33 protein-coding genes and 1 tRNA gene are annotated in these 24,474 nt (G+C 38.9%); 19 read left to right on the forward strand and 15 right to left on the reverse strand.

Features of this window, described 5'->3' with window-relative positions:
- Positions 1-51 precede the first annotated feature (51 nt).
- The 14 genes from dacC to AC6CHI_RS02310 all read right to left on the reverse strand — a co-directional run bounded on the left by dacC (position 52) and on the right by AC6CHI_RS02310 (position 9,415).
- Positions 52-1,200, reverse strand: coding sequence for a D-alanyl-D-alanine carboxypeptidase PBP5/6 (dacC, locus tag AC6CHI_RS02245; protein ID WP_458890675.1), 1,149 nt, complete (start codon positions 1,198-1,200; stop codon positions 52-54).
- A 118-nt stretch (positions 1,201-1,318) separates the two neighbouring features.
- The gene (locus AC6CHI_RS02250) at positions 1,319-1,702 is read right to left on the reverse strand and encodes an MCR_0457 family protein (RefSeq protein WP_498119242.1); all 384 of its coding nucleotides are present in this window, start codon (positions 1,700-1,702) and stop codon (positions 1,319-1,321) included.
- Positions 1,703-1,878: 176 nt separating this feature from the next.
- Positions 1,879-2,253 carry an MCR_0457 family protein gene (locus AC6CHI_RS02255; RefSeq protein ID WP_498119243.1) on the reverse strand — a complete coding sequence of 125 codons (375 nt, stop codon included), beginning with the start codon at positions 2,251-2,253 and terminating at the stop codon, positions 1,879-1,881.
- Positions 2,254-2,491: 238 nt separating this feature from the next.
- Complete coding sequence (locus AC6CHI_RS02260; RefSeq protein ID WP_336929329.1) at positions 2,492-2,689, reverse strand: helix-turn-helix transcriptional regulator; 198 nt, start codon at positions 2,687-2,689, stop codon at positions 2,492-2,494.
- Positions 2,689-3,177 (reverse strand): class I SAM-dependent methyltransferase, encoded by a 489-nt coding sequence (locus tag AC6CHI_RS02265; RefSeq protein ID WP_498119244.1) that lies wholly within the window; start codon positions 3,175-3,177, stop codon positions 2,689-2,691. Before AC6CHI_RS02265 ends, AC6CHI_RS02260 begins: the two co-directional genes overlap by 1 nt.
- 170 nt (positions 3,178-3,347) lie before the next feature.
- On the reverse strand, positions 3,348-3,596 hold the full coding sequence (locus tag AC6CHI_RS02270) for a hypothetical protein (protein WP_498119245.1): 249 nt from the start codon (positions 3,594-3,596) through the stop codon (positions 3,348-3,350).
- 178 nt (positions 3,597-3,774) lie between these two features.
- Complete coding sequence (locus AC6CHI_RS02275; RefSeq protein ID WP_498119246.1) at positions 3,775-5,067, reverse strand: hypothetical protein; 1,293 nt, start codon at positions 5,065-5,067, stop codon at positions 3,775-3,777.
- Positions 5,068-5,087: 20 nt separating this feature from the next.
- Positions 5,088-5,843: an ERF family protein gene (locus AC6CHI_RS02280; RefSeq protein ID WP_498119247.1), complete on the reverse strand. Its 756-nt coding sequence runs from the start codon at positions 5,841-5,843 to the stop codon at positions 5,088-5,090.
- Between the two features lie 12 nt (positions 5,844-5,855).
- A complete protein-coding gene (locus AC6CHI_RS02285; protein WP_498119248.1) occupies positions 5,856-6,164 on the reverse strand; it encodes a hypothetical protein in 309 nt (102 codons plus the stop codon).
- A gap of 198 nt (positions 6,165-6,362) precedes the next feature.
- The gene (locus AC6CHI_RS02290; RefSeq protein WP_498119249.1) at positions 6,363-6,569 is read right to left on the reverse strand and encodes a hypothetical protein; all 207 of its coding nucleotides are present in this window, start codon (positions 6,567-6,569) and stop codon (positions 6,363-6,365) included.
- Complete coding sequence (locus AC6CHI_RS02295; RefSeq protein WP_498119250.1) at positions 6,566-6,820, reverse strand: hypothetical protein; 255 nt, start codon at positions 6,818-6,820, stop codon at positions 6,566-6,568. Before AC6CHI_RS02295 ends, AC6CHI_RS02290 begins: the two co-directional genes overlap by 4 nt.
- A 283-nt stretch (positions 6,821-7,103) precedes the next feature.
- Positions 7,104-7,442, reverse strand: a complete 339-nt coding sequence (locus AC6CHI_RS02300) for a hypothetical protein (protein ID WP_498119251.1) — start codon at positions 7,440-7,442, stop codon at positions 7,104-7,106.
- A gap of 51 nt (positions 7,443-7,493) precedes the next feature.
- The gene (locus tag AC6CHI_RS02305) at positions 7,494-8,666 is read right to left on the reverse strand and encodes a type I restriction endonuclease (protein ID WP_498119252.1); all 1,173 of its coding nucleotides are present in this window, start codon (positions 8,664-8,666) and stop codon (positions 7,494-7,496) included.
- A 71-nt stretch (positions 8,667-8,737) separates the two neighbouring features.
- Positions 8,738-9,415 (reverse strand): S24 family peptidase, encoded by a 678-nt coding sequence (locus AC6CHI_RS02310; RefSeq protein ID WP_498119253.1) that lies wholly within the window; start codon positions 9,413-9,415, stop codon positions 8,738-8,740.
- 104 nt (positions 9,416-9,519) lie between these two features.
- On the opposite strand from AC6CHI_RS02310, the gene AC6CHI_RS02315 reads away from it, so the two are divergent.
- From AC6CHI_RS02315 to AC6CHI_RS02375, 13 genes are all read left to right on the forward strand, one after another.
- Complete coding sequence (locus AC6CHI_RS02315; RefSeq protein ID WP_498119254.1) at positions 9,520-9,708, forward strand: hypothetical protein; 189 nt, start codon at positions 9,520-9,522, stop codon at positions 9,706-9,708.
- Positions 9,709-9,765: 57 nt separating this feature from the next.
- Complete coding sequence (locus tag AC6CHI_RS02320; RefSeq protein WP_445597443.1) at positions 9,766-10,266, forward strand: phage regulatory CII family protein; 501 nt, start codon at positions 9,766-9,768, stop codon at positions 10,264-10,266.
- Positions 10,267-10,804: 538 nt separating this feature from the next.
- On the forward strand, positions 10,805-11,119 hold the full coding sequence (locus tag AC6CHI_RS02325) for a hypothetical protein (RefSeq protein ID WP_498119255.1): 315 nt from the start codon (positions 10,805-10,807) through the stop codon (positions 11,117-11,119).
- On the forward strand, positions 11,116-11,424 hold the full coding sequence (locus AC6CHI_RS02330; RefSeq protein WP_498119256.1) for a hypothetical protein: 309 nt from the start codon (positions 11,116-11,118) through the stop codon (positions 11,422-11,424). The genes AC6CHI_RS02325 and AC6CHI_RS02330 overlap by 4 nt, the downstream gene beginning before the upstream one ends.
- A complete protein-coding gene (locus AC6CHI_RS02335; protein WP_498119257.1) occupies positions 11,421-12,347 on the forward strand; it encodes a helix-turn-helix domain-containing protein in 927 nt (308 codons plus the stop codon). Before AC6CHI_RS02330 ends, AC6CHI_RS02335 begins: the two co-directional genes overlap by 4 nt.
- Positions 12,344-13,672 carry a DNA cytosine methyltransferase gene (locus AC6CHI_RS02340; RefSeq protein WP_498119258.1) on the forward strand — a complete coding sequence of 443 codons (1,329 nt, stop codon included), beginning with the start codon at positions 12,344-12,346 and terminating at the stop codon, positions 13,670-13,672. The genes AC6CHI_RS02335 and AC6CHI_RS02340 overlap by 4 nt, the downstream gene beginning before the upstream one ends.
- Entirely contained in the window at positions 13,669-14,073 is a 405-nt protein-coding gene (locus AC6CHI_RS02345) for a DUF1064 domain-containing protein (RefSeq protein ID WP_498119259.1), read from the forward strand. The genes AC6CHI_RS02340 and AC6CHI_RS02345 overlap by 4 nt, the downstream gene beginning before the upstream one ends.
- Before the next feature lie 9 nt (positions 14,074-14,082).
- Positions 14,083-14,520: a hypothetical protein gene (locus tag AC6CHI_RS02350; protein WP_498119260.1), complete on the forward strand. Its 438-nt coding sequence runs from the start codon at positions 14,083-14,085 to the stop codon at positions 14,518-14,520.
- Between the two features lie 2 nt (positions 14,521-14,522).
- Entirely contained in the window at positions 14,523-14,777 is a 255-nt protein-coding gene (locus AC6CHI_RS02355; RefSeq protein ID WP_498119261.1) for a hypothetical protein, read from the forward strand.
- A gap of 304 nt (positions 14,778-15,081) precedes the next feature.
- Positions 15,082-15,158, forward strand: a tRNA-Arg gene (locus tag AC6CHI_RS02360).
- 435 nt (positions 15,159-15,593) lie between these two features.
- Positions 15,594-15,827, forward strand: coding sequence for a hypothetical protein (locus AC6CHI_RS02365; RefSeq protein WP_498119262.1), 234 nt, complete (start codon positions 15,594-15,596; stop codon positions 15,825-15,827).
- A gap of 772 nt (positions 15,828-16,599) precedes the next feature.
- Positions 16,600-16,863 carry a hypothetical protein gene (locus tag AC6CHI_RS02370; RefSeq protein WP_498119263.1) on the forward strand — a complete coding sequence of 88 codons (264 nt, stop codon included), beginning with the start codon at positions 16,600-16,602 and terminating at the stop codon, positions 16,861-16,863.
- Between the two features lie 624 nt (positions 16,864-17,487).
- On the forward strand, positions 17,488-17,724 hold the full coding sequence (locus AC6CHI_RS02375) for a hypothetical protein (RefSeq protein WP_498119264.1): 237 nt from the start codon (positions 17,488-17,490) through the stop codon (positions 17,722-17,724).
- Positions 17,725-18,079: 355 nt separating this feature from the next.
- Here the strand turns inward: AC6CHI_RS02375 and AC6CHI_RS02380 are convergent, their stop codons facing one another.
- Positions 18,080-18,481 (reverse strand): hypothetical protein, encoded by a 402-nt coding sequence (locus AC6CHI_RS02380; protein WP_498119265.1) that lies wholly within the window; start codon positions 18,479-18,481, stop codon positions 18,080-18,082.
- A gap of 113 nt (positions 18,482-18,594) precedes the next feature.
- Between AC6CHI_RS02380 and AC6CHI_RS02385 the strand changes: the two genes are divergently transcribed.
- Genes AC6CHI_RS02385 through AC6CHI_RS02410 form a run of 6 tightly spaced genes read left to right on the forward strand, consistent with a single transcriptional unit; the run spans position 18,595 to position 24,395 of the window.
- Positions 18,595-19,032 carry a hypothetical protein gene (locus AC6CHI_RS02385; protein ID WP_498119266.1) on the forward strand — a complete coding sequence of 146 codons (438 nt, stop codon included), beginning with the start codon at positions 18,595-18,597 and terminating at the stop codon, positions 19,030-19,032.
- Positions 18,992-19,633 (forward strand): putative metallopeptidase, encoded by a 642-nt coding sequence (locus AC6CHI_RS02390; RefSeq protein WP_498119267.1) that lies wholly within the window; start codon positions 18,992-18,994, stop codon positions 19,631-19,633. Before AC6CHI_RS02385 ends, AC6CHI_RS02390 begins: the two co-directional genes overlap by 41 nt.
- Before the next feature lie 53 nt (positions 19,634-19,686).
- Complete coding sequence (locus tag AC6CHI_RS02395; RefSeq protein ID WP_498119268.1) at positions 19,687-20,157, forward strand: DUF2280 domain-containing protein; 471 nt, start codon at positions 19,687-19,689, stop codon at positions 20,155-20,157.
- On the forward strand, positions 20,158-21,696 hold the full coding sequence (gene terL / locus AC6CHI_RS02400) for a phage terminase large subunit (RefSeq protein WP_498119269.1): 1,539 nt from the start codon (positions 20,158-20,160) through the stop codon (positions 21,694-21,696).
- A gap of 3 nt (positions 21,697-21,699) precedes the next feature.
- Entirely contained in the window at positions 21,700-23,193 is a 1,494-nt protein-coding gene (locus AC6CHI_RS02405; RefSeq protein ID WP_498119270.1) for a phage portal protein family protein, read from the forward strand.
- On the forward strand, positions 23,190-24,395 hold the full coding sequence (locus AC6CHI_RS02410; protein ID WP_498119271.1) for a phage head morphogenesis protein: 1,206 nt from the start codon (positions 23,190-23,192) through the stop codon (positions 24,393-24,395). The genes AC6CHI_RS02405 and AC6CHI_RS02410 overlap by 4 nt, the downstream gene beginning before the upstream one ends.
- Positions 24,396-24,474: the final 79 nt, after the last annotated feature.

Raw genomic sequence — 24,474 nt, forward strand, 5'->3', positions numbered from 1 at the left:
GCACTCGTATTTGCATACGAATGCTTTAACTTTAGTTTAAGCAATCAAGTCTTAAAATAAGTTAGCGAAGAATTGTTTAATATGGTCGAGTAAACGTGCGAAGAAACCTGCTTCTTCAACTGACTGTAACGCGACTAATGGCTTTTCAGAAATCACCTTGCCGTCTAAGCTTGCAACATATTTACCCACCACTTGACCTTTTTGTAGAGGTGCTGTGAGTTTAGGCTGTACAACCAATTGGGTTTTGATGGCATCAGCTTTGCCTTTAGGCATAGTTACGTTGAAGTTTTCTGCAAGTCCAATTTGAACTTCATTTTCTTTACCAAAATAGACTTTTGCTTTGGCTAAAACTTGGTTGGCAGGTTGTACTTTTACCGTTTCAAAGTTTGCATAGCCCCAAGCCAATAAGCTACGTGTTTGTGATGCACGTTCCTGAATTGTTGGCGCACCAAAAATCACAGAAATTAAGCGCATTGGACCACGTTTAGATGAAGTGGTTAAGCAGTAACCTGCTTCTTCAGTGTGACCGGTTTTTAAACCATCTACGCTTGGATCAGTATAAAGCAGGGCATTACGGTTGCCTTGTTTAATTCCATTAAAGGTAAATTCTTTTTCAGAATAAATTGGATAGTATTTTGAACTGTCGTGAATAATATGTTGCGCGAGTGTCGCCATATCTTTTGCAGTTGAGTAGTGACCATCTGCAGGCATACCAGTTGAGTTGATGAAATGCGTATTGCTCATCCCCATACGTTTCGCTTCTTCATTCATCATGTAAGCGAAAGTACCCTCATTACCTGCAATGTGTTCTGCCATTGCTTTAGATGCATCGTTACCTGATTGAATGATAATGCCACGTAACATTTCTAATGCTGTCGCTGTGCCATTAAGAGGAACATACATACATGATTCGGTACTACTGCCACGACACCATGCAGATTCGTTCATGCGGACTTTTTCATCTTCAGTCAGCTCGCCCTTCAACAGTTTTTGTTCAATGATGTAACTGGTCATCATTTTTGTCATTGAAGCAGGTGCTAACTTTTCATTTTCATTTTTTGCTGCGAGGATTTGCCCCGTCTCATAGTCCATCAAAACATAAGATTTATTATTGAGTTCTGGCGGCGTAGATAAGACAGTTGCTGCGAAAGAGAAACTTGGTAATAGTAATGTTGCAGCAAGGGCGCTTTTACGGATCATTTCTAGCGGGTTCCAATATCTTGATATAAGCAGAAAGAACCTAGCATTCTAGGGTAAAGCATAGCCGACTTCCACCGGTGAAATCGGCTTATTGCAAAAGTATTGTAACCAATTTGTTTCAATTGCTATAGCTGGTTAATTCTTGACAGATTTCTTGGTTTTTATCATTGCCTGCATTTTGGGCATCTAATTTTGCTTCAGCTAAAATCGGTTTAAATGCTTTTGCTTGGCTAAGTTTGGCAAGGGCATCCACGGCATTTTTTTCTTCAGGCATATGCTCTTGCACTAACTTGGCATAGCCTTGTTCAAAGCCGTCTTTATTTTCGACTAAGCTTGGGCAAATTTCTGAAAGTACATAAATGGCAGCAAGCTCTTGCTGTGTCACAGTTTGATTGAGGGTGACTTCAATATTTTCATCTTTGCTTTCTTCTGCGTGGCTGAATGAAAAAGTAAGTGTTGTTAACAAGGCCAATGAAGCCATTTTGAAAGCTTTTAATTGCATAACCAATAAACTCAAAAAGTAAATCTATTTGCGCTAAGGTTAAACCGATTGCAAAGAAATGGAAGGGGATAAATGTATATAAATGGTTGAAATGATAAATAAGTTATGAACGATACTTTTCTACATCAATCTACGAATGCCTGAATATAGAAGCCATTCGTAGATCATGTACTTAATTAAGCTTGATATTCAACAACATCCATACAGACTGCTTGTTGTTCTTCTTTGCTGGTTTCATGCGCGGCTTTACGCGTTTCGTGCAAAATTGATTGGTATTCAGCATCTGACTGTAGTTTGTCTAAGGTCATCGCAGCATCAGAATGTTCTTTTAAATACATTTGAGTGAGGGTATTTACGTTACTGTTGAGTTTGGCATTTTTACCAATAAGGGCAGGGCAAACTTCTGCCATCACTTGAGTTGACGCAATGTCTTCTTTCACCATGGTATTGGCTTCTTCCTGAGTTAAGCCTTCGGTAGCATTGACAGCTTGAGCAAAAATAATCGCGCAGCTTAACCCCATAAAACGACGAAGTGATACATTTTTAATCATTGTAAGACACTCATTTAATGATTGATATTGCGCGTTAATATATATAATTTCACATATAATTCAATGAAATGTTCTAGTCAGTCACTTTTTAAAAGGCGTGTTTTTTTGTGAATATTCTGATTGCGAATGCGCATCTAATATCTATATTATTGTTTATAATAAATTTATTTTACTTTATTGGTTATATTACCCGTTAAGTTACCCGTTTTTATAAAAGCAATAGGTATAATAAAGCCTGCTATGAGCAGGCTAAATTTTTTGGTTTAAATTCTTCAACTTTTTGCTTCACATAAGACTCATGCCAGTAGACATCTTTCTTATTTAATCGCACTGGTTGTTCAATTTCACCCAATTTGACCTTATTGTAAAACGCATCTTTTTTAATTGAAAGCAGCTGCATAAATTCTTTCGCTCGCACGCGACGATCAATATTCATCAAGTCGCCTCCTTCAAACTTTCCAACTTCATAAAAGTAATCCAGTGCGTATTTGCACGCTTACCACTAATGTGACCAAACACTGGCTTTTGATCTGTTAAGGCTAATATTTCACTAACCTTAATTTGAGTTTCATTCCACTTAAAAATCAAAACGCCACCATTGGCCAACACGCGAAAGCATTCTGCAAAACCTTTTTGAATATCTTCACGCCAGTTTTCCTTTAGCTTTCCATATTTCAAAGCAAGCCAACTTTGTTTGCCAGCTTTAATTAGATGTGGTGGATCAAACACTACCAAATTGAATTGACCATCTTTGAAAGGCATCTGACGGAAATCCATTTCTAGATCTGGTGATACCTCAAGAATGCGTCCATCACACAGAATATGATTTTCAGTTCTGATGTCACCGAACAGCACGTTCGGATTTGTACGATCAAAATGCATCATGCGAGAGCCGCAGCATGGATCAAGGATTCTTGCTGTCATGACTTAGCTCTTGTGCTTTGATCATCGTTTAAAATATTCATAACTATCGCCAGAGTTCGTATTTAATAAACAGTGTTCCATTCACTATTAGCATCACGTCAAACCATAAAATTAGACATTCCATGTGAACCAACCTTCGAGAGTTGTACTCGGTGTAATTGTTTATTTATCTACCCTGACAAATCTAGCTCACTTAAGTGAACTTTCTTATCCTTACACTGGCAATTTTCAGCATCTAATGTATCGATATAGTGTTGACCACTTATTTCATAGAGAAGTGAAATTTTCTCATTGGAATCATTAGCTGCTTTTTGTAGATTTACCATATTTTTAGGATAAATTGTCATAATATCATGAGCTTTTGATGGTTTTGACGAATCCATGTGGGCTGATTTTTTTACTTCAGATATCGACTCCATTATTTCCTCCAAAGTGCTTCTTTAAACTTGGCATCAATCACCAGTTCCTCAATTTCACCAACACTGACGTTGTGGAAAATGTGGTCCATCTTTGCCCCGAACACTGTAAGTGTTCGGGTGATTGTTGAGTATTTGAATTTCATGATGCATTCCCCAGTGGGCTAAAGAATGGATCTAACTACGCACGACGTTTTTGTACCAACTCCATTAGCTTTGGTTGGATGAACTCATCGCATGAGGAGACATCAATTTCTAAAGCATCCAATTCAGTAAGATCCACAGCTTTAGAAATGCGAACTGATAAGGAGGCATCATTAACTGGTGGATTCAACTCAACCAAACGAGCATTGATTGCATCAATCAAAGGTTTACGCTGTTCTTCGGTCCAAGAACCTGTGTATTTAACAAGTGCATTTGCTTCTGCAGGTGTTTTAGCATTCTTAACGCGCTGAATGTATTCATCCAAAGACTGCTGATATTGGATAAGATTTTCAGCATCTTGTTGAAGTTGCTTCAAGCTTTCTAAACCGAGTATATGTTCATTACTGGCAAAAAATGATTCACGCTTTAACTGGATGCGATTTGTAAGTTCAGCATATTCGCTTGCATGAACTTTTGATTTATTTCCCTCGAGATTGCGCTCAACTCCTTGTAATTCATAGTCAGACTGGCATTTCTCAATTGCATCAACGAACTTGTGAATAGCAGGGTCAGATTCATCAAAGTGATCAGTTTCAATTTCTCCAGATTCTTTCGCTTTTAATTCTTTAGTTTTATCCGCAAATTCACATAGACTATTTTTCTGGTCTTCACTTAAAAGGCTATTTTGTGTAGCTTGGCTAAGAATTCCATTTATAGTCTCAATAGAACTAGTATTTGCTATTCCTGATTTGTGAGCTTGAAAGACCTCTTCAGCAGAAACATTGGATGAGTATGTTGTTTGCCCTCGTGACTCAATATCCGGAACTTGTTCCAACTCTGGCTTAGTTGATACCTTGCCCTCATCACTTTGTTTTTTGGATGCTGAACGTTTCTTAGGTTTTTCATTACCAAGTCTGGTTACCAAGCATTCGCCAATTAACTCGCGACCTAAAACTTTAGATAGAGCTCGCAATTGAAGTTTGGCATTCTCTTCATCACGTTGTACAAACCCTGAATTGATAGAATCTATAAGTGCACTACAAGTCATCTTGCCGAATTCACTGATATAGATAGTCTGACCATAAGTATTGGTGACATATACATCCTGACCTTCTTGAATTTCTTCAAGCTTTAAAGGTCTAGTAAATGTGATACCTGCAACTTCAATTGTTTCGATTTTGATGCAAAATTCATAACCGGGTTTAGCAAAAATAGTGGCAGGGAACTGGCCTATATCATCAAATTCAATTAAGTCACCAATAGCTCGGCACAAAACAGTCTGACCAGCCATCATTGCAGCAAAAGCTTCGGTACCATTTAAAATATTCATGTTCTTATCCTTTTAAATTATTAGTGACGTAATGCTTGCTGCTGTTGATTTTGTTGAGGAGGTGCTTCATTCCAACCCATCTGATCTGCTCGGGCACGGCAAGCTCGGCGAATGGCTTCGTTGTATTGTGTATTTGCAAAAGTATTAATCGCTTTGTCGAGTGTTTGAGGTCTTTTAGCTTCACGAATCGCTACAAGGGCATCGTTATAGCGTTGCCCAATGGTTTTTTGTTGTTGGTCATTACCATTTTGCTGGCTGGATCTTTGTTGATTACCTGTATTGCGGTTTGCCTGTTGAGTCTGGTTGTTGTTCTGCTGCGAGTTATTTCGCGCATTATTATTGACCTGATTATGGTATTCGTCAGAATCATAGTCTTTGGTGTCATCAATCAGAAATAAGCCATTAAGGGCATATTTACGCGCATAAGAACTGGACGCACCAAAAGTTTGAGCTACATCCATACCTTTCTTACTGATCTCTACACCTGCATGGGCTTGAACCGTAGTTTCTTTACCATTGGCATCGGTAAAGATAACTTTTGCTGTCACGACTACTACAGGTCCAACTTCCTGAACTTCATCAGTAATGACCAGTGAAGCATTGTATTTTTGCAGTAGGGGTTTAACTGCTTCCAGAATGTCTTCACAGTTACGGTAGTTATAGTTACCAAAGGTATTACGCTTGCTTTTAGGTGCTTTAAGTTCAAGTTGAATAAGCTGTAATACGTTCACAGGTTGTTCTACAGCATTTGAGTTTTGTTGATTTGTATTTGTCATGTCCGTTACTCCTTAAGCCCAAACTCGTCCCATACGTTTGTTAAACGCACGACGGTCTTGTGAAGGGATGTGTGAAGACTGCAAGCCAGTTGCTAAAGCTTTACGTTTCTGAAAGGTACGTTCACGTTTAAAGTTTTCGCGGATCCATGGCTTGCTTGCATGGGTCTCATCAGTAACTAAGACCAACTCACCAGACTTGTTTTGCCAGAAAATATCAGCACCTTTTTGGACATAGACCGTAGGACCAAGGCGCATAGTTAGATTGCGGTTTGCATCCATGCTGATGAACTCAGCAAATTTTGTTTTGACTTGAGCATTCATGAGTTTTGCTCCTGTTCTACTTCACCAAGGATGATTGAACCTTCTTCTGGCAAATCTAAATACCAGCAGTAGTAACCGGGACCGCTATGACCATCCTTTCTAAATTCGATAGCCATTTCAGTTTCAAGCTGGAACTGTAGGTCATCACCTTCCTTGGCTTCTTGAAAAAGGTCAGGTGCGCCAAATTCAACAGCTTCTTTAAGTTGCTGGCAGGACAGAATTACACTTCTTGCTTCTTGCTTCTTGCTTCTTGCTTCTTGCTTCTTGGGCTTTAGCTAACTCAGCAAACATGCGCTCAACAATTTCAGTGAAAGAACAGCCTTCCATGCTGTGATCTGCACCAAATTTACAAAGCTTATGGATAGTGCTTAAGTCGTGAATTTCGATAGTTTCTGGATTACTCATGGCTGAACTCCTGCTTTAACGATGTGTTCAACTTGAGCAGCGGTTGCATGTTGATCCACCGTGCAACTGAAAAGACCTGAAATAATCGAAACGCTACAGATGATTGCAGTGATAGAAGCGCGCACTAAACCTGATTTGCTTTTGTACTGCACTGTATTGGCAGCAGTAGGGTGCTGGTATAGATGAGAAGTCGTGCAGCTTGGGTTCTTTTCGAACTCTGGCATTTGACTGTGGCATATAGTTTGTTTCATACTTGTCTCACTCTTAGAGTAAAAGCACATTTGATTTCGAGGTCTGGTGTGCTTTTTTGTTATCTGGTGAAATTAAGTTTAGTAAACTGAACTGTATGAGTCAATAAATATGTTTAGAAAAATGAACTTTATTTATAATTAACTAAACTTAGGTTCCAAAAGGCAAAAGAAAACCCATCACATGGATGGGCTAGTTTGCGCTACTTTGTTGTTACAGGTCTTGTGCAAGTGACCTTGATAGCAGCTTATAAAATTTTCATTTCAGATTTAAGAAATAAAGAGCTTAGCATTGAATATTGTCTTTTCCTTTGTAGTAATCCAAAGCTGATTTCAAATCACGATCAAGTTTTACTTGAGTGTAATCTTGAGGGAAATCTTTAAGTAAAAGTGGCGCATACTCTTTGTTGTAAAAATTCGGATACTCAACACATAGGATCTGTTTACGCTCAGCTATAGGGGTTTGAGGGTTATCTAATTTATCAAGATACCCATCTATAATTGCATCTAACTTCTCGAATTTTGCTGATGTATCTGAATCATTCACTGGGGTGGATGATTCTTGTTTTGAGCAACCAGTAAGAACTAGTAGAGTCACAAAAGTAAAAAGAAATGTGGATCTCATTGAGTCACCTAATGAAAAAACTAGGGGAGACCCCTAGTTTTCAGTTTTCAATTATTGGCTGGAGGCACGCTTAAAGTTTTCATCATTCATACAGTGCTCAAGGCTATCCCTGAGAATACCAACCATTCTGTAAATGTGTTCAGGCTTTTCAATAAAAATTTGCCCATTATTTTGAACTTCCAATCCAGCGCGTTCAAGTTCGATTTTCCGAGAATCATCAACAGTAACATTGAATTGTATTGTTGGTCGCTTGCGATTCACATCATATCTAAAGAGCCATCTATTCGTTTTACTCTGATAAAGGACCGAGTAGTATGATTCTGTATCACGACCTTCGAGCTCAACTTCAGGAAATAACTCAGTCACAATTCTAAGCAAGTCTTGCTCTTCTTTAGTTGTAATAATTTTCTCATTATCAGGATTAACAATATAATCAGGCTCTGGAGCAACTATTGTTGTTTTAGGTTGCTCCTCAACCACTTTCTGTTCAACAGGTTGAGCTGTAATAATAGTAGGTGAAGACAAGCCTTTTACAACAGTATCACTTATAGCTTGCTGAACTGCTTGTTGCACAAATGGCTGAATTGATTCTAAGAATTTTGTGTTTAACTGTCTTTGGATATTTGCTTGTTGCGCTACGTAGCGAACAAAATCTATATCTACTTCATTGATACTTTTTTTAATAACTGTTTTAAATTGTTGGATATATTGATTTTCTTCAGCAAAAAATCTTAGTTTTTCTGCATGGAAGTTATCATGCTTGAATTCTGCTAATTGCGTTAGATCCTCAGGGTGAGCTTTCGTAAAATCAATTGTTAGAAATGGTTTTTCATCCATTACATTTGTATTTATGAGGTCGGTAAAGAAGCGCCACTCTTTACCATTAGTTATTGCTCCAATAGTAACCCCTAAGCTACTGTTAAAATATCTAGATAACTGGGGTGCATGATTGGTCAAATCAGATGAATATGGTTTTGCTTCAATAAACATAACAGGCTGACCATTGCAATATAAAGCATAATCAACACGTTCGGTTGCCTTTACGCCTGGGAAATCAGCAGCAAATTCTGCAAGGACTTTAGTTGGGTCGTATGGATTAAAGCCCAATATATCAAGCAATGGCAGGATTAGGGCCTGCTTTGTAGTTTCTTCTGTAGTGCAATGACTGCCTACTTTTTTTACATGATCGATATGGTCTTTAAGCCTTATTAAAAAATTATCCATGTTTTACCCTCTGTGTTTTATAAGTAATTTATTTAATTAATTATATTTTATTGTTATAAGGTTGCTGGGATTTACCCAGCTCGCCAAAATTGACGCCCGATAACTTTAAAATTTTTGCCGTTCTCTTCAGTTACGACTTTATCTCTATATTTGTCATTAAGACTATGAAGAATCAATGAACCATCAGCTTCTTTGAAAATCTGTTTGATCATGCCGTCACCAGCAAGGTAAACAGCGTAGATCTCACCATCAACTATGTCTGTTTGAGCAAGATTGATACCTACTAAATCACCATCTTTAATGAAATCAGCCATGCTATCACCCTTAGCTTTTATGATTTTCATTGTTTTTTCAGTGACATTCTTATCTTTTAAAAAAGATGGTGAGAAGGGGATTTTTCCATTGATAACATCAAAGTGAAACTCAATAGACTCACCTGAACCACAAGAAAAACTTGCTTCTACAACATCGATCCAAATGAAGTGGTCTCTGAGATCATCAGTGACGATAGTTGGCTCAATGATTTGAATAGAATCATTTGATTCCGATCCTTGACCGGTCAATATCCATTCTGGAGTTGTTTTTAATGCTTTAGCAAGCAACAGCAATCTATTGCCAGTAGGGTTGTTTACTCCACTGATCCAGTTTGTGACAGTTCCTTTGCTAGCACCTGTTGCCGCAATAAGGTCTTTATGCTGCAAATCAAGCACTTTCATTCTTTTTAAAATTCTATCTGCAGTACTTTCCATAATCACAACTTCCTAAACACTGTTCAAAATACTAAACAATAAAATTGACATATTCCTAAACTTATAGTTCAATAAACTAAACATATTAGTTCTGGAAACTAAACATGACAGTAGATGACCTTAAAGACTTTTATAAGGCTGAAAGTGATGCAGGACTTGCGCGCATCTTAAAGCGCAACCGTTCGGTTATTCACTATTGGAGAGAAGGCGGAATACCCCTTAAAACTCAGGCGACATTTCAAGTCCTCACTAACGGAAAATTAAAAGCAAATATCCAGCAACTCACCGCATAACCAATTATGTTTCGGTCAATGTTTTAAATAAACGTGAAATAAAACAGGGATTTCACAATGCAAGAAATATCACTAAGCAGTGAAGCACAGACGGCACTTTTTAAAATGATTAACCAGACTAAGGGTATTTCTCCAAAGGAAATTGCTCAGGTTACTGGTGACTCGCATAACACAATTTGCAACTACGGCAACGTAAGAATGCCAAATCACTTACCGAGCTTAAAGAAGCTTGAAACCATCATGATGTTCACGCAAAGCCCTGAACTTCTAAAAGTGTGGGCGCATCAATTGGGCTATGCATTAGTTCCAGTGAATTGTGATCCAAGCAAGCACCATGAATTGTCGATTTTTGAGGCAATGATGCAGCACAACATTAAGAGTGGTAAAGCCAACCATGTTGTGTATGAGGCTTATGAGGATGGGGTGATTACACCTGCTGAGTACGAAGAGATCCATCAACTTACTCAAGGCTTAACAGAGCTGATTGCTGCGGTTGATCAGGCAGCGCTTAAACAAATGAAGAAATACACGGCCAATTTTGAAAAAGAAAAAGCCTGACGTGCGAATCAGGCTTTTTCGGCAATTCAAAACACTTGCGGAGATGAATATGAGATCAAAATTAGCACGAGAATTTTTATTGTTCAATAAAAAATTTCGAAAAAAGTGATACGCAAAAAAATAGGTCTGTTGAGTTAGTTCAGACCTACAAAAGTGCATCAACCTTTTCACAGTTGAACATTTTTTATACCAAGTTTTATAAGAGTTTTCAAATGAAATTAAAGGAATTTAACGCAAACAAGTCTGTTGGTTTAGATCTAGCTTCTATATCAATTTAAAGGTTATTAAAAATGAATGTGAGATCGAATTCTGCGCGAAAGTTTTTATTGTTCAGTAAAAAATATCAAAGAGCGATTATCAAAAAAAAGCCTGAACATTTAGTTCAGGCCTATTAATGAGCTTCAATCCTTACGGAGTTGAGTATTTTTTATACCAATGTTTTAGGGTGTTTGCAAATGAAATTATACGAAATTTACATAAAAAAAAGCCCGACGTGCGAGATCAGGCTTTTCATATTCAAGAATTTAGGAACCCAAGAATGAAAACAAATTTAACACAACACCCATGTTCTGGCAAATGCACTGACTTTAAAGAAGAACAGTGCGCTACTTGTTTGCTGAGCTTTGAGTCACAAGCGGACTTTTTATCTGGTGATGTTGTGGTGCTTAAAGAACTCAATCTGCTTTTAACGACAGATTTGATCACCCTAAAGCATTTTGATGGGAAGTACTGGCATACAGATCATCGTATTGGCCGTGTGTCGGGATTGGCCATCCGTACAGCTACGGTAGCAGAACTGAATGCCAAACATCGTCTAAGCCAAATCGAACACTCAATAGCGGAGGTTCCATGATTACCAACAAGGTACTTAAGAAACAGCCTGAGTATAAACATGTACAAGGCGTTCAGTCATGGTATGAGCCAGCACTTCGCACTCTAGATGAGCTATTAGATATCCGTAGAGCAAATCTACGAAAGATTAACCGTGATGAAGCGAATGCCGCGGTGATGCGTGATGAATTTCTCGAGATGCTCATGAACGAACACCGGTTATCAGCTTGGTATGCAGGAGAAATCATAGCAAGCCTGTTACGTGCCGAGCGAATCATGATGTTTGGTCGCTTTATACAAATAATTGAAAAGGAAGGTGAAGCGTGAGCCTAGATGCAACGATATGGGCTTGGAAGGCAGATATTGAAAGTTCCTCCCAACGCTTAATACTACTCTCACTCGCTGATCGGGCTGGTGAAGATCATAAGTGCTATCCGAGCTTAATGCGGATGGTTAAAGATACCAAAATGAACCGTAAAACCATCATCAAGGGATTGGATGATTTAGAGCAAAAGCAACTCATCAGATTTACGGGTGAGATCGTGGGTAATGGCGTAAAAGTTTATCAACTGATCGGCATCATTGGCCGTGAAGAAGAAAACACCAGTACCAAAAAGGGGACTAGTGCTAAAAGCGGTACTAGTACCAATTTAGGCACTGGTTCCAATATTGGTACTAGTACCGAAAATGGAACGGGGAGTAGTACCAAAAACGGTACCGAGACCAGTACCGAAATTGGTACACAGAATCTCCCAAGGAATCTTCCAGTAGAATCTAAAAACAAAAAAGATTGGCTTTGCTTCAAAAAACTTCGTGAAGAAATTACTTTGGCCGATGACAGCATCGATCCAAAAATCATCCTGACAGCGAAATGGGCAGAACGGGAAAAACGCGCATTCGAAATTTATAACCGAGATAGATCTCTTTGCGATGAACTCATGAATTTCCACTTTGCTGATTGGCTGATCACCGCATATCGAAGCAAATATTCCCAAGACACCAAAGCTGGATATGGCAAAACACCTGTAGCCAACAATCCAAAACACCTTTCTGAAAAACAGATTGCAACCTTCGCACAGAAACTTTCACACCATCCTGAGTTTGCAAGCAAGTACAGCGAGCCGGGTGAGTCCTTTGAAAAACTGGCAGCGCGTATCGCCGTGAAACTTGAAGATCCAACTCAAGCCAAAAAGTGGGAACCATACCTCAAACAGGTTGGATTCTCTGGCACGTTGCTGGAGGTGGCATGAGATACGGTTCAGTTTGTTCTGGTATAGAAGCAGCAACAGTTGCATGGCATACACTTGGATGGAAGCCGACATGGTTTGCAGAAATAGAAAAGTTTCCGAGTCAGGTTCTTGCATACCATTATCCCGATGTGCCAAATCTAGGTGACATGACAGCAATTGCAGAAAAAGTAAAAAACAATGAGGTGGAAGCACCTGAAGTTTTAGTTGGCGGCACACCATGCCAAGCATTTTCTGTAGCGGGGTTAAGAAATTCTTTAGATGATGATCGTGGACAGTTAAGTCTCGAATTTGTGAGATTAGCAAATGAAATTGATACAGCAAGATCTATTCGAGGACTTAAGCCAGCCATTATTATCTGGGAAAACGTACCAGGAGTACTCAATACAAAAGACAATGCTTTCGGTTGCTTTTTGGGAGCACTCGCAGGTGAAGGGGCTGAGTTGCAGCCGACAGGGCGAAAATGGACGAACGCTGGTTGTGTGTTTGGACCACAACGACAAGTCACTTGGAGAGTCCTTGATGCTCAATATTTCGGACTCGCCCAACGACGCAAAAGAGTGTTTGTTGTCGCAAGTGCTAGAGCAGAAAGTGTCGCCGAAATACTATTTGAGCGAAAAAGCTTGCACCGGGATATTGCGCCGTGCGGAGGCAAGAAAAAAAGTACTTCCTCCAGTAGTGAACTTCACACTTACAGAGCAAGCACGACTATTAGCGGGAAAACCTACACTCCACCCATTTTAGCTTCTCATGGACAAAAGAAATGGCTAGGTAATCAGGAGGCTTTCTGTGGTGATTACTACATTAAACATGCGATTGGAGTTGGTGGATGCACGACAAATGCTGCTATATCAAATGAACTCTATCCAACACTCATGGCAAATAACGATCGAGGATATGTTGTTAAAACTTACGGGGTACAAGGCAATATTATTGGGCGATCTATTCAAAATGGTGGGGGATTTAAGGAAGAACAAGCGCCAACCTTAACCAGTGCTGATAAGCACGGTGTTTTGTATTGTGGGACGAAGAATGATCATTTAAGAGACTTATCACAAAATATTGCACCAACTTTAAGGACGGGTGGTAAAGGTGGTGGAGCTATAAATCAAGCTATATTTTATTTTGTTCCCCCTAACATTTTTTATTTAGCAAGATATCTCACTGAAGTTGAGTGCGAGCGTTTACAAGGCTTTTCAGATAACTACACCAATATCCCCAAAGCAGCATCCACATCAAGATATAAGGCACTTGGCAATTCAATGGCTGTGCTTGTCATGCGATGGATTGGAGAAAGAATTAGTCTTTATTTAGGTGGGGTTGCATGAGTTCTATCAGCGTTGCTCAGTACCGTGAAATGTTCCCACAACCGAAGAGAAAGAGCCAAGGGAACAAGTTCAAAGCCGTGAAAGTCGAACTTGATGGAATGACCTTTGACAGCAAGAAAGAGTTTGAACGGTACATCGAACTTAAAGCGATGCAGCAATGCGGGGAGATCCGAGATTTAAAGCACCACACCAAATTTGAATTGGCACCGAAGACAAAGATTGAAGGGGAGAAAAGAGCAAAACCAGCATTACGATACTTTGCTGATTTCACGTATTACCGCATTACTGGAGAGTTTGTAGTGGAGGATGTGAAATCAGTAGCGACAAGAAAATTAGCGAGTTATCGCAACAAGAAACACTTGATGAAAACAGTGCACAACATAGACGTAAGAGAAGTTTGAGGATAGAGCATGAATGCAGCGGTTAAAACAGAAGTGATGGATTGGTCTAAATACAACATTGATGGCTGGTTGGAGCAGTTTGGGGCTTGGTGTGAGACTGTTCGTATGAAAGGTGGTGGCTTACCAGATGGACTGCATGTGAATCAAATCTATTGGTTGATCCAAGAGGCAGATAAAGCTCCACGCAACAGTAAATCATACATTAAGTGTGAAATTGGTGATTTCGAAGCTGATCATATACAGGCTTTGCTTAAAAGCATTTTTAAGAGTGAAAATACTGATTTCACAACTAAATTTGCATTGATGTGCTTAGTGAAAAATAAAGTAGAAAACAAAGGCCTAAGTAAAGTTGCTGAGGAAACCAATCAATCTAAAGCACAAGCAGCAATTATGGTTAGTTGTGCTAAATTCTATCTATCTGGACATGATAAAAGATTGCGAATTTAGTAATGGATAAATTTACATTGGTGGTGACAGCTTCTCTTAAAGCTTATGATCAATTACTTAAAGCTTTGGGAGAGACTTATTTTGAATTTTCTATTAGTAAGGAATTCAAAATTGACAATAAGGGATATATTTACTTTGAGTTCGGCGATAGGGAGGTCGATGTTTGTACGCTACCTACCATTGAATATTTATATAATAAAATCCAAAAACTTAAAGAAATGGGTGAGACAGTAGATATTAGAAAAATCAAGGCTTGATCGTCTAGACGCAATATGGCATATTTCTGCTATAGTGGACGAAGTTATACAAATTCACTAAATATTTAAAAGCTCATCAAAAGATGAGCTTTTTTGCATTCTGAAATATGAAATTTTTATTAATGTGTATTTTAGATGCATTTTAGTATTGCAATCCATTTAGATTTTCTGCAAAATTCGCTTCAGATTTAGTAGATAGTTCCCTGACTAATCTTTTAAATTTTAATAGCCTGCAATACAATTTGCGGGCTTTTTTTATGCCCTTAGAAATGTTTTTTGCTTAAGCAATATCAGGGCACCCAATGCGCCATTAGCTCAGTTGGATAGAGCATCCGCCTTCTAAGCGGATGGTCGCAGGTTCGAGCCCTGCATGGCGCGCCATTTTTCTAGTTTACATATTGCAAAACAGGCTCAGGATAAATACGTCATAAAAAGTACAACTGGTGGGCCTGAGATCCAGACATAGATGTTATCGAAGAATAAAGGTAAAAATTACACATGATGATTATGAGCTAACTTTTTTCAATAAATGACTAAAGTATGTATATCAATTATCTTTATTTGAGAAATTAGTTTAATGAACTTGCGTGAATATTCATAATTCTTCAAAATGCGCGACACATCTCTCATATTGATATGTTTCTTCAGAGTTTGGGTCTGCATTAATCCGTAGTGCAGACCTTTTTTTTATGGCGGCACTGTTATTCGTTGTGGTTTAAACTGAATGCCACCACCCAGATTCTCAAGCTCATCCTAAAGTGGGCTTTTTTGTTGCTTCAAGTTCTTATATGCTCTAAAAAAATTCTGAGCATCATCATGAGTGTTTTAACAAAAGAAGAAGTTGAATGGTTACTTGCGAGAGCAATTAAAGAAAATGATGAGCTAAGAAAAGAAAATGATGAGCTATCTTTGATTGTCGCGGATGCGCTTGAAAGATTAAAACTTGCTGAAAATATGACTATTGAATCACAAAAAATGCTCAATAAGCTTCTTGAAGTAATTAAGACGAGATATGATGCAGAATTCAATATTGGTGATATGCAGAAGTGATTAATTTAACGTCTTCTGAAGTTGAAAGACATACAAAATCAGCAAAAATATATTGAATTCTCTTTCAAAAACTAGGCTGAATTCGCGCCATATTTAAGTAGATAATTCCCTGACTAATCTTTTAAATTTTAATAACCTGCAAAAGATTTTGCAGGTTTTTTTATTGAAAAAATATTGTGTAAGTGCGATAACTAGAACAGTTAATCACAGGAAGTGAAAATTGAGTAATTTGCAATAAACCTGTGATAGCTTTTCAGTTAGGTGTAACCATAAATTTATTAACCAATTATATAAATACGGTATTGAGATGTTTGTAAGAATAAATGATGTATTAGTAAATACTACTCTAATTCAATACATAGAAGTCAAAAGAGACGGAGCAACCAACTATGTAAATGTCCACTTTAATGTGGGGAGTATAAAAAGAATTAGGTTTAAGAATATTGCCGAATTAAATGACTTTTTAGAACAATTAGGTTCTAAAAACCCCCAATGCTTCAATTGTGCTGAAGTGGTGTGAGAGTACACCAAAAACTCTGAGTAACCGATTTACTATCCAAGATAAGAATAGAATTTGGGGTGCTCTATAACATCAGTTGTACAAATGTAGGGTTTCTTTAAATAGAGACTCTAAAATTTCTATTGAAATGCCTTTTAGGATTTATTATTTTTATAAAAAATTAACAGGGAATATTTAATTTATTAGTTTTAATCTAATTTTAGTCTAAAGAACTAGGGAAAATTTAATTTAAAATCATGAGGATAATAAAAAATGTGTGACTTAATTTTAGATTTAATTGATCAGATGGTTAAAAAAAATCAAGAAAAGGACGAGAAGATTAGCAAATTATTAATTGGTCATGGGTTTTATAATAAACTTATGGCAAACCCGCGGTTTGCTGAAGAGGTTATAAGTTCAGCATTAGATCCAGATGAGCGTTCTTATCGTGGAGTAAGGATCAAGGTTACTCATAATGAATATGAGCTAACATTCTTGACAGAGAACCGAATTAGCATTAGCAATATAAGCATCTAAAAAACAATAAAAATCTCTTGATTGGTTGTGCTTATTTATGCAAAATGTGCGACATATTTTTTGCGCTGTAAGTTTTTCAGAATTTGGCCTGTTTCTAACCCTAGAACAGGCTTTTTTTAATGATAACGAAACAGAAAATTGATCAGTAGTGTGTTTATTCAGTGGCAATTAAAGTAGGGTGTAGCTATAAACCCCAATATAAAACTTCTGTGCTGATCAATTTAAAATCAGATTTATTGTGAATTAAATGTGATATTTATCAAAAAATTACGAAATAAACTGATTGATTGATCAGCAAATACAGAGTAATTTTTTACATGGTTAGACGAAGTTAAATATCGCCTAGCTGGAACGACTGACACTCGGAAAGACGAGAAATACCATAACTGCTCACAGTAATGTGAGCATTTTTAATGCCCTGAGAAATGTTTTTTGTGTAAGCAAAATCAGGGCACCCATGGCGGTACTTTTATTCGTAGTGGTTTAAATTGAATGCCGCCACCCAGATTCTTTGAGCTCGATCAAATGATCGGGCTTTTTTATTACGTATCATTTCTGTGCTTTATTTTACGTATTAGTTTAAAGTTAAACTATCGTTTAAAAAAACAACACATGGTGAATGTAATGAGCGATATTACTTTAGACTTTTTAGATGAAACATTAGATAAAAACGAAAACAAAGACAGGAAAATTAAAAAGATAAGAATAGGTTACAAGCTGTATGAAAAATTCAGAAGCTCTTCTAAATTTGCTGACGAAGTTGATAATTCAGCTTTAGATCCTGACAAGCGTTGTTATCGAGGCGTAAAAGTTAAAATTACCCATGATGATTATGAGCTGACTTTCCTAACTGGTGACTAATTTTTTAAAAACATTTGTTTATATAGGGTATAGGGCGTATAAAGCAGGCATGTTGATGTGAGACAGAGCAGTCTGGTAGCTCGTCGGTTTGATAACGCGAAGGTCGTTGGTTCAAATCTAGCTCCCGCTTCCAAAGTAAAATCAAAGTTTATAGCCCAATCTCATAAGATTGGGTTTTTTTATGGTGGCATTCTTCTTCAAGTAGATTAAGGTTGAATAGTGCCACCTGATACCTCCACCATTAGTTTGGACACAGAATCCATTTAAACAGATGGCTGTATGTTCTAGCGCCTGAATGGTGCGCTTGATTTTGATCAAAATGCTAAAGCAATTAAATTCTATTATTGATGTTAATTTAATTCGAGATTTTGCTCAGAAGCTCTTTTACATGTCTAATTCTATAGTCTGATGGTTCCGTTTCAATGAAAGAGTAGTCATAAATATAGATAGCTTGGGTATTAAAAATACCATGACCATCATATTTAATTTGAATCCTGTAATCGCCTTGAGTATCTATAAAATAAATTTTGGTCGAGAGAACTCTTAATCCGGGTAAGAAAAAGTTGTATACCTTTTCTAGAATTTTTTTGAGATCAATTTGTGATATATCAACTGCGTGATCTCTATTGCTATGATCTGTAAGTGTTGGATTAGTAAGTACAATCCATGTTTCTAAGAAGAAGTGAGGGTGAAGAATTTGGACGTTGATATTGAAGTCATCACCTTTGTCATTGGTGTATTTCAGTTTAATGGTCATGCAAGACTCTCACTTTTATAAAGAATATTTGTACTAGTCTCATTTTTTTTCAAAATTGAATTAAAGGCAATGTTAAAAGTTAACTATGCAATCTATTTGGGGTGTTATTTATCATGGAGTTATGTGCGTATAAAACCTTAACTCGGAAAGTGCTGCCAAAAATTAAACCTCGTACCAAACCACTACCTAAAGCTACTCAAAAATACTTAGATGCATTTGAGCGAATTAAAGAAATTCTTGATCGCATGGAAATTAAGTATGAAGAATACTTTCATTTCAAAACGACTAAGCACTGGCGTTTTGACTTGCACCTTATTGAATATCGGATGTTGATTGAAATTGCGGGTGGGCCTTGGTCAGGTGGTCGTAAGGGCAAGCTTAAAGACAAAGCCTGGAGCATAGATCGATATGATCATGCTGAAGAGATGGGATTTCGGTTTATGCAGTTTGTTCCAGCAGATATTGAAATGGGGCGAGCAACAACTTGGCTTAGAAATTTAAAGGAAGCACATGGACCAGATCAGACCATTCCCGCCAACGGATCTGATTGATCAGGCAGAGGAAGAAGAGGCAATACGCCTTGCGCCCGCCGTGGAGCTAAAAGACTGGGTGATTAAAAACTTCTTAACGCTTGGTGGTGAACTTCATAATCCGGACCACGACCATATTGCTGAGCTACTACATGATGACGAAACATTCTTAGCATTTGCTTGGGCTTCATCTGCTTGTATGGCTAAAAAGCGAATGGTATTGGGTCAATGTGAAAAAGTGATGTTTAACCAAGGTGGTTGGAAGAAAGCACGCCAGGAACAACAGATGCGGGATTGGTTTGGCTATGTGCCTGTCTATCTCATTACTATTGATGCCAGTTTTTGTGAAAACTCGAATGACCATGACTTTTGTGCATTGATCGAGCATGAGCTTTATCACATTGGTGTTGAGCGCGATGAAGATGGTGAAATCATCTACAGCGACCACACTGGTTTACCTAAGCATTACTTGGCTGCTCATGATGTAGAAGAGTTCATTGGTGTGGTTAAACGCTGGGGAGCAAATGAGAACGTGAAAAGGCTTGTTGAGGTTGCTAAGCAAGCGCCGTTTGTATCAGAGAAGAATATTGCTGCGTGTTGTGGGACCTGTTTGATCGGGTAGTTTTCAATTTTTTTTGCCCACTTACCTTGATGTACCTTGATGGATGGTGAGTTATGGCAAGACTAAAAAAAGCTGAAAAAGTCTTTATTGTACGTTCACTTGCACAATTTATGACACCCACTCAAGTCGTGGGGGAGATCAAGGAAAAATTCAACATTGATGTATCACCTCAACAGGTGGAAACTTATGACCCAACAAAAGTGGCAGGTGCGGATTTATCACAAGAATTTGTTGACCTGTTTAATGAGGCACGCAAGATTTATATCGAACAGCCGATCTATAACATCGAGGGCGCCAATGACATTGTTCAGTTAAAAATCCTCAGTGATCTTTTAATGAAAAAGAAAAACAATACTCGAGATGCAATCAAGCTTTCAGATCAGATCCAAAAAATCATCAAAGGGTTTTACGAAAAGAAAATAGAAATCACTGGCGCTGATGGTGGACCACTACAAACCACGACCGTTCAAGCAACCCAAGAGCAAGTAAATGAAGCTGTGAGGAAAGCCCAAGAGGAATACTAAATGGATCTACAAACACAGGTAGAGAAAAAGCTGTGTGAGGATGAGCATTTATATTTCACACGAAGATTCTTTAAGCCTCGAATGGGCTTTAAGTTCATGGTGAATTGGCACCACCAGTATGTCGCTTGGCTAATTGATGAGGTGATTAAGGGCAATATCGCCAACCTAGTGATTAACGTTCCTCCAGGTGCGGGTAAAACTGAATTAACGACAAATCTGATACCGCGTGGACTTGCACTTAATGCTCGCTCTCGTTTCCTGTATTTGTCATTTTCACAATCCTTGGTCGAAGGTGTATCTGATACAGCCCGTGACATAGTGAAGTCTAAGGACTTTCAGGCTATGTGGAACTTACAGGTATCAAATAGTACAGATTCAAAGAAAGAATGGAAAATTACTGTAGATGATTACGATGTCGGGCATATCTACGTTGCGTCAATGGGTGGTCAGGTTACTGGTCGCCGTGCAGGTACATTAGCTGAACAGGGCTTTACGGGTTGTATCATTATCGATGATCCACTTAAGCCAGAGGATGCCTTCAGTAAACTCAAGCGTGATTCAGCAAACCGTAAAATCCTAAATACGGTGAACTCACGTAAAGCCAAGTCTGATACGCCAATCATCATGATTATGCAAAGACTACATGTTGAAGATCCAACGAACTTCGTCATGACAGGTAATCTACCAGGTGATTGGGAACAGGTCTCAATCCCGGCTCTGATTAATGATGCCTACATTGATACTTTGCCTGATCACATTCAGCGTTTGGTACCGAGAGATGTTGAACGTGATGAAAAGGGACGTCAGAGTTACTGGCCGCAAAAAGAAACTCTGAAATCTTTGCTACAGCTTGAAAAAGGTGGGCAAGACAAAGAGGGTGCCACGGTATCAAGATATACCTTTAGTAGCCAGTACATGCAGAATCCGAAAAAACTGGGTGGCGATTTAATCAAGGCTGAATGGTTTGGATCTTATAAGGACCTGCCTCCGCTCCAATGGCGTGCAATTTATGTCGATACAGCCCAAAAGATCAAAGAGCACAACGACTTTACCGTATTTCTTTTGGTTGGGTTGGGTAATGATGGAAAACTCTACCTGATTGACCTGCTCCGAGGTAAATGGGAGGCACCTGAGATGAATAGGCAAGCCAAGGCATTTATTGATAAACATAAGGACTATACTTATGAGACTAGGCCTATACGTTGGATGAAGGTCGAAGATAAAGCACATGGTACCCAATTGATTCAAAACCTCGGAACCTATGCGGGTGTGCCAGTTATTCCAGTACAGCGAAGCACAGACAAGCTGACACGGTTTATGGACATTCAAGTACCACTCGAAAATGACTTTGAAAATAAACCAGATGATCGTTTTGTATTACTGCCAACCAGTGCACCGTGGACTGCTACCTTTATTGAAGAATGTGAATCCTTTAATGCTGCAATGACACAAGATCACGATGACCAAGTGGATACATTGATCGATGCGGTAGAAGAAGCAACGGTAATGCAGAACTATCAAGAACCAATGACGGGTTAAGTTATGGCAAAGAAAGACAAAAAGAAAGAATCGAATAACCCCCAATCTGTTGGGGGTTATTTGTATTCGCAGCAAGCCGAAATGGCATTTCTGAATTTTCTGACACGCATGCCTGATCTGGATGAGGTGTTAAGAAAGGCGGGTGTACCACGTCATCGATTATCAGTATTGATGTATGACGATGAGATCTATCAGTGCGTAGAGAAGCGTCAAGATAAACTCGAAGCTGCTCCATTTCGCTTAGAACCATCGGAAGGTTTGCCTTCTCAAATCATTAGCAGTGAACTTAAAAAGTGGTGGTCTGAACTGGTCTTAGGCACTCAAGATGCACGTTGGTATGGATATTCAGTTCTTGAAGCTGTTTATACCAAACCTGAAAATCCATCGTTATTCATTGAGGGTCCCAACATTACCACGTTCATAGGCTGGCAATGGGTAGGTAAAAAGCCGATGCAGTGGTTTGAGCCTAAGAATGATGGGCGATTGATGTTATTGCAAAACTACAATGATCAGCGCCGTGATATCGAGTGTGATCAGCAGTTCAAGCACTTCTTAACCCAGTGCAAGCCGAGTTTTGAAAACCCTTACGGTGAAGCCTTATTTAGCCGTCTGTACTGGTTGTGGTTCTTTAAAAATGGAACGACGAAATTCTGGGCGAAGTTCGTAGAGCGCTTTGGTAATCCGATATTAAAGGGCAAGTCAAAGAATGTGCCAGCTATGCTTAAAGCATTACTCAATGCGCATGCAAGTTCGGTACTTTCACTTAATCCCGATGAAGATGTAGATATCATTTCAGCTTCAACAAATGGTAATGGTGGATCAGCAGCATTTGAGAGTTTTGATAAGAAGATTGAACGAAGTGTTCAAAAGTTAGTACTTGGCCAGACTTTAACGAGTGGAACGGATGGAGCAGGATCTAGAGCTTTGGGCGAGGTTCACTTAGAAGTCCAGAACAATAAGGTTGATGCTGATATCAGGATGATTACTTCAACCATTCAAGCCATGATCGATGCGATTTGTGCCTTGAACAATTGGGAGCGTCACATCATCGTAATTGGGGATGAGAAATCTTTGAATGCCTCTAAGGCTGATCGTGACGTGAAGCTAAAGAACGCCGGTGCCAATCTAACGAATCAGTACTTCATGCGGGAGTATGGCTTACAGGATGGTGATGTTTCAGATGCACCTCAAATCACTGTGCCATCACAGTTCAAAGCTTTACCACAAAGAGCCTTTAGCTTTGCCGCCAGTACCAAGATACTCTCGCCAGAGCAGCAAGAAGTTGAAGAGCTTACGGATGAGCAGCGATCGTTTGAGTTACTTGATCAGAAGCAAGTAAATGAGCTGATTCAATCCAGTGAAACACCTGAGGCTTTGGCATTTAATCTGATGAGGCTTATGCCAGGTGCAAGTGAAAGCCAATTTACGGCCAATCTTGAAATGGCTTTGTATGCAGCGGATGTGCTGGGGTATGTCACGGCAAGTGGGGATAAATGAAACCAATCACTTTTTTAGAGGCTCTGCATTTCGCTCAGTCTCGTAAAATCGTATTGCCGGATGAGTTCTACTCAATGGATCTCAATACACGGCAATTGGCAACTACTGTGAGTTTTCTGTCTGGTATTGAGCAGATTGAGACTGTCATTAAGTCGCTCAATAAGACCTTGGCAGAGGGTGGAACATTCAATGACTTTCAGAAGTTGATTCAAGAAAATGAGATCGTGCTGAGTAAGCATTATCTCAAGAATGTTTTCCGAACCAATATCCAGACAGCTTATGGCCATGGACGTTGGCAACAGCAGCAAAAGAATAAGGCGAAACGTCCTTATTTGATGTACTCAGCGATTGATGACACACGGGTACGTCCCAGTCATTTGGCATTGAATCGAATCATCAGACACATCGATGATCCATTTTGGTTGCTGTATTACCCGCCGTGGGGATTTATGTGCCGATGTACAGTGATTGCTTTGACAGAGAAAGAAGCTCAAAAGCTCGGTATTACTTCTGATGAAGATCTACCACAAATTGCAGAGGATATGGGGTGGTCTACCAGTCCATTAACATTCGGTGAGATGCAGGATGTAGTCGATCAGAAGATCGCTGACTCAATTCTGGATAAGGAATATCTGCTCGAGCAGAAACAAGTAATTCAGGCCGAATGGACTGCTAGCAAGAAGCTCACAAGCCTGTTATCTCCAATGAATGATTCCAGCCGAGATCTATTCAATACGATTGCCGACACGGTGGTACCACTTGATCCGACACTCAGACCAAGTGCGATCAAGACATTGGTTGATTATGTACAAGGCAATGCTGCTGCATTAACAGCTTACGTCCAGAAGCCTGCTATCTCGTTGGCAGAGGAAGTGCTTAAGCGTTGGGTGAAAGAGGATATGGCCAAGATTCAGGCTGTATCGGCAAATACCATGGATGTCGTCACAGGATCTACAACACTGGCTTATGCAGCTTCGCTTGAAGTGGGCAAAGTCATTACGCTTGATTCGCCGTTACTGCTTACTGGAGCACATTCAAACATTGTGATTCAAATCGATAATGCAAAGGGCTTGGGTATTGATCTTGAAAAGCTCAATGCAGGGCAAGGTGTGTTGTTTGAAATGGGTTTGATTTTTGAGGTGGTTTCGGTGGAGATGGTGGAGGGTGAGATGATCTATACATTAAAGGCATTGGTGAATTAGATGAGTGAAAAGTGCGAGTCTTGCCGACGTGTATTTAATGGTCGAAATGGTAATGGTTATTCACCATGTAGTTGTGGGA

The organism is Acinetobacter sp. GQ146, assembly GCF_059758585.1.

Bases quoted from the DNA above. Each gene is read 5' to 3' on its own strand.
- AC6CHI_RS02265 (WP_498119244.1), bottom strand. From the start codon at position 3,177: ATGACAGCAAGAATCCTTGATCCATGCTGCGGCTCTCGCATGATGCAT.
- AC6CHI_RS02355 (WP_498119261.1), top strand. From the start codon at position 14,523: ATGGATAAATTTACATTGGTGGTGACAGCTTCTCTTAAAGCTTATGAT.
- AC6CHI_RS02295 (WP_498119250.1), bottom strand. From the start codon at position 6,820: ATGAAACAAACTATATGCCACAGTCAAATGCCAGAGTTCGAAAAGAAC.
- AC6CHI_RS02405 (WP_498119270.1), top strand. From the start codon at position 21,700: ATGGCAAAGAAAGACAAAAAGAAAGAATCGAATAACCCCCAATCTGTT.
- AC6CHI_RS02305 (WP_498119252.1), bottom strand. From the start codon at position 8,666: ATGGATAATTTTTTAATAAGGCTTAAAGACCATATCGATCATGTAAAA.
- AC6CHI_RS02380 (WP_498119265.1), bottom strand. From the start codon at position 18,481: ATGACCATTAAACTGAAATACACCAATGACAAAGGTGATGACTTCAAT.
- AC6CHI_RS02270 (WP_498119245.1), bottom strand. From the start codon at position 3,596: ATGGAGTCGATATCTGAAGTAAAAAAATCAGCCCACATGGATTCGTCA.
- AC6CHI_RS02375 (WP_498119264.1), top strand. From the start codon at position 17,488: ATGAGCGATATTACTTTAGACTTTTTAGATGAAACATTAGATAAAAAC.
- AC6CHI_RS02410 (WP_498119271.1), top strand. From the start codon at position 23,190: ATGAAACCAATCACTTTTTTAGAGGCTCTGCATTTCGCTCAGTCTCGT.
- AC6CHI_RS02290 (WP_498119249.1), bottom strand. From the start codon at position 6,569: ATGAGTAATCCAGAAACTATCGAAATTCACGACTTAAGCACTATCCAT.
- terL (WP_498119269.1), top strand. From the start codon at position 20,158: ATGGATCTACAAACACAGGTAGAGAAAAAGCTGTGTGAGGATGAGCAT.
- AC6CHI_RS02370 (WP_498119263.1), top strand. From the start codon at position 16,600: ATGTGTGACTTAATTTTAGATTTAATTGATCAGATGGTTAAAAAAAAT.
- AC6CHI_RS02320 (WP_445597443.1), top strand. From the start codon at position 9,766: ATGCAAGAAATATCACTAAGCAGTGAAGCACAGACGGCACTTTTTAAA.
- AC6CHI_RS02315 (WP_498119254.1), top strand. From the start codon at position 9,520: ATGACAGTAGATGACCTTAAAGACTTTTATAAGGCTGAAAGTGATGCA.
- AC6CHI_RS02300 (WP_498119251.1), bottom strand. From the start codon at position 7,442: ATGAGATCCACATTTCTTTTTACTTTTGTGACTCTACTAGTTCTTACT.
- AC6CHI_RS02350 (WP_498119260.1), top strand. From the start codon at position 14,083: ATGAATGCAGCGGTTAAAACAGAAGTGATGGATTGGTCTAAATACAAC.
- AC6CHI_RS02285 (WP_498119248.1), bottom strand. From the start codon at position 6,164: ATGAATGCTCAAGTCAAAACAAAATTTGCTGAGTTCATCAGCATGGAT.
- AC6CHI_RS02280 (WP_498119247.1), bottom strand. From the start codon at position 5,843: ATGACAAATACAAATCAACAAAACTCAAATGCTGTAGAACAACCTGTG.
- AC6CHI_RS02390 (WP_498119267.1), top strand. From the start codon at position 18,992: ATGGACCAGATCAGACCATTCCCGCCAACGGATCTGATTGATCAGGCA.
- AC6CHI_RS02340 (WP_498119258.1), top strand. From the start codon at position 12,344: ATGAGATACGGTTCAGTTTGTTCTGGTATAGAAGCAGCAACAGTTGCA.
- AC6CHI_RS02310 (WP_498119253.1), bottom strand. From the start codon at position 9,415: ATGGAAAGTACTGCAGATAGAATTTTAAAAAGAATGAAAGTGCTTGAT.
- AC6CHI_RS02325 (WP_498119255.1), top strand. From the start codon at position 10,805: ATGAAAACAAATTTAACACAACACCCATGTTCTGGCAAATGCACTGAC.
- AC6CHI_RS02395 (WP_498119268.1), top strand. From the start codon at position 19,687: ATGGCAAGACTAAAAAAAGCTGAAAAAGTCTTTATTGTACGTTCACTT.
- AC6CHI_RS02255 (WP_498119243.1), bottom strand. From the start codon at position 2,253: ATGATTAAAAATGTATCACTTCGTCGTTTTATGGGGTTAAGCTGCGCG.
- AC6CHI_RS02260 (WP_336929329.1), bottom strand. From the start codon at position 2,689: ATGAATATTGATCGTCGCGTGCGAGCGAAAGAATTTATGCAGCTGCTT.
- AC6CHI_RS02385 (WP_498119266.1), top strand. From the start codon at position 18,595: ATGGAGTTATGTGCGTATAAAACCTTAACTCGGAAAGTGCTGCCAAAA.
- AC6CHI_RS02330 (WP_498119256.1), top strand. From the start codon at position 11,116: ATGATTACCAACAAGGTACTTAAGAAACAGCCTGAGTATAAACATGTA.
- AC6CHI_RS02365 (WP_498119262.1), top strand. From the start codon at position 15,594: ATGAGTGTTTTAACAAAAGAAGAAGTTGAATGGTTACTTGCGAGAGCA.
- dacC (WP_458890675.1), bottom strand. From the start codon at position 1,200: ATGATCCGTAAAAGCGCCCTTGCTGCAACATTACTATTACCAAGTTTC.
- AC6CHI_RS02275 (WP_498119246.1), bottom strand. From the start codon at position 5,067: ATGAATATTTTAAATGGTACCGAAGCTTTTGCTGCAATGATGGCTGGT.
- AC6CHI_RS02345 (WP_498119259.1), top strand. From the start codon at position 13,669: ATGAGTTCTATCAGCGTTGCTCAGTACCGTGAAATGTTCCCACAACCG.
- AC6CHI_RS02250 (WP_498119242.1), bottom strand. From the start codon at position 1,702: ATGCAATTAAAAGCTTTCAAAATGGCTTCATTGGCCTTGTTAACAACA.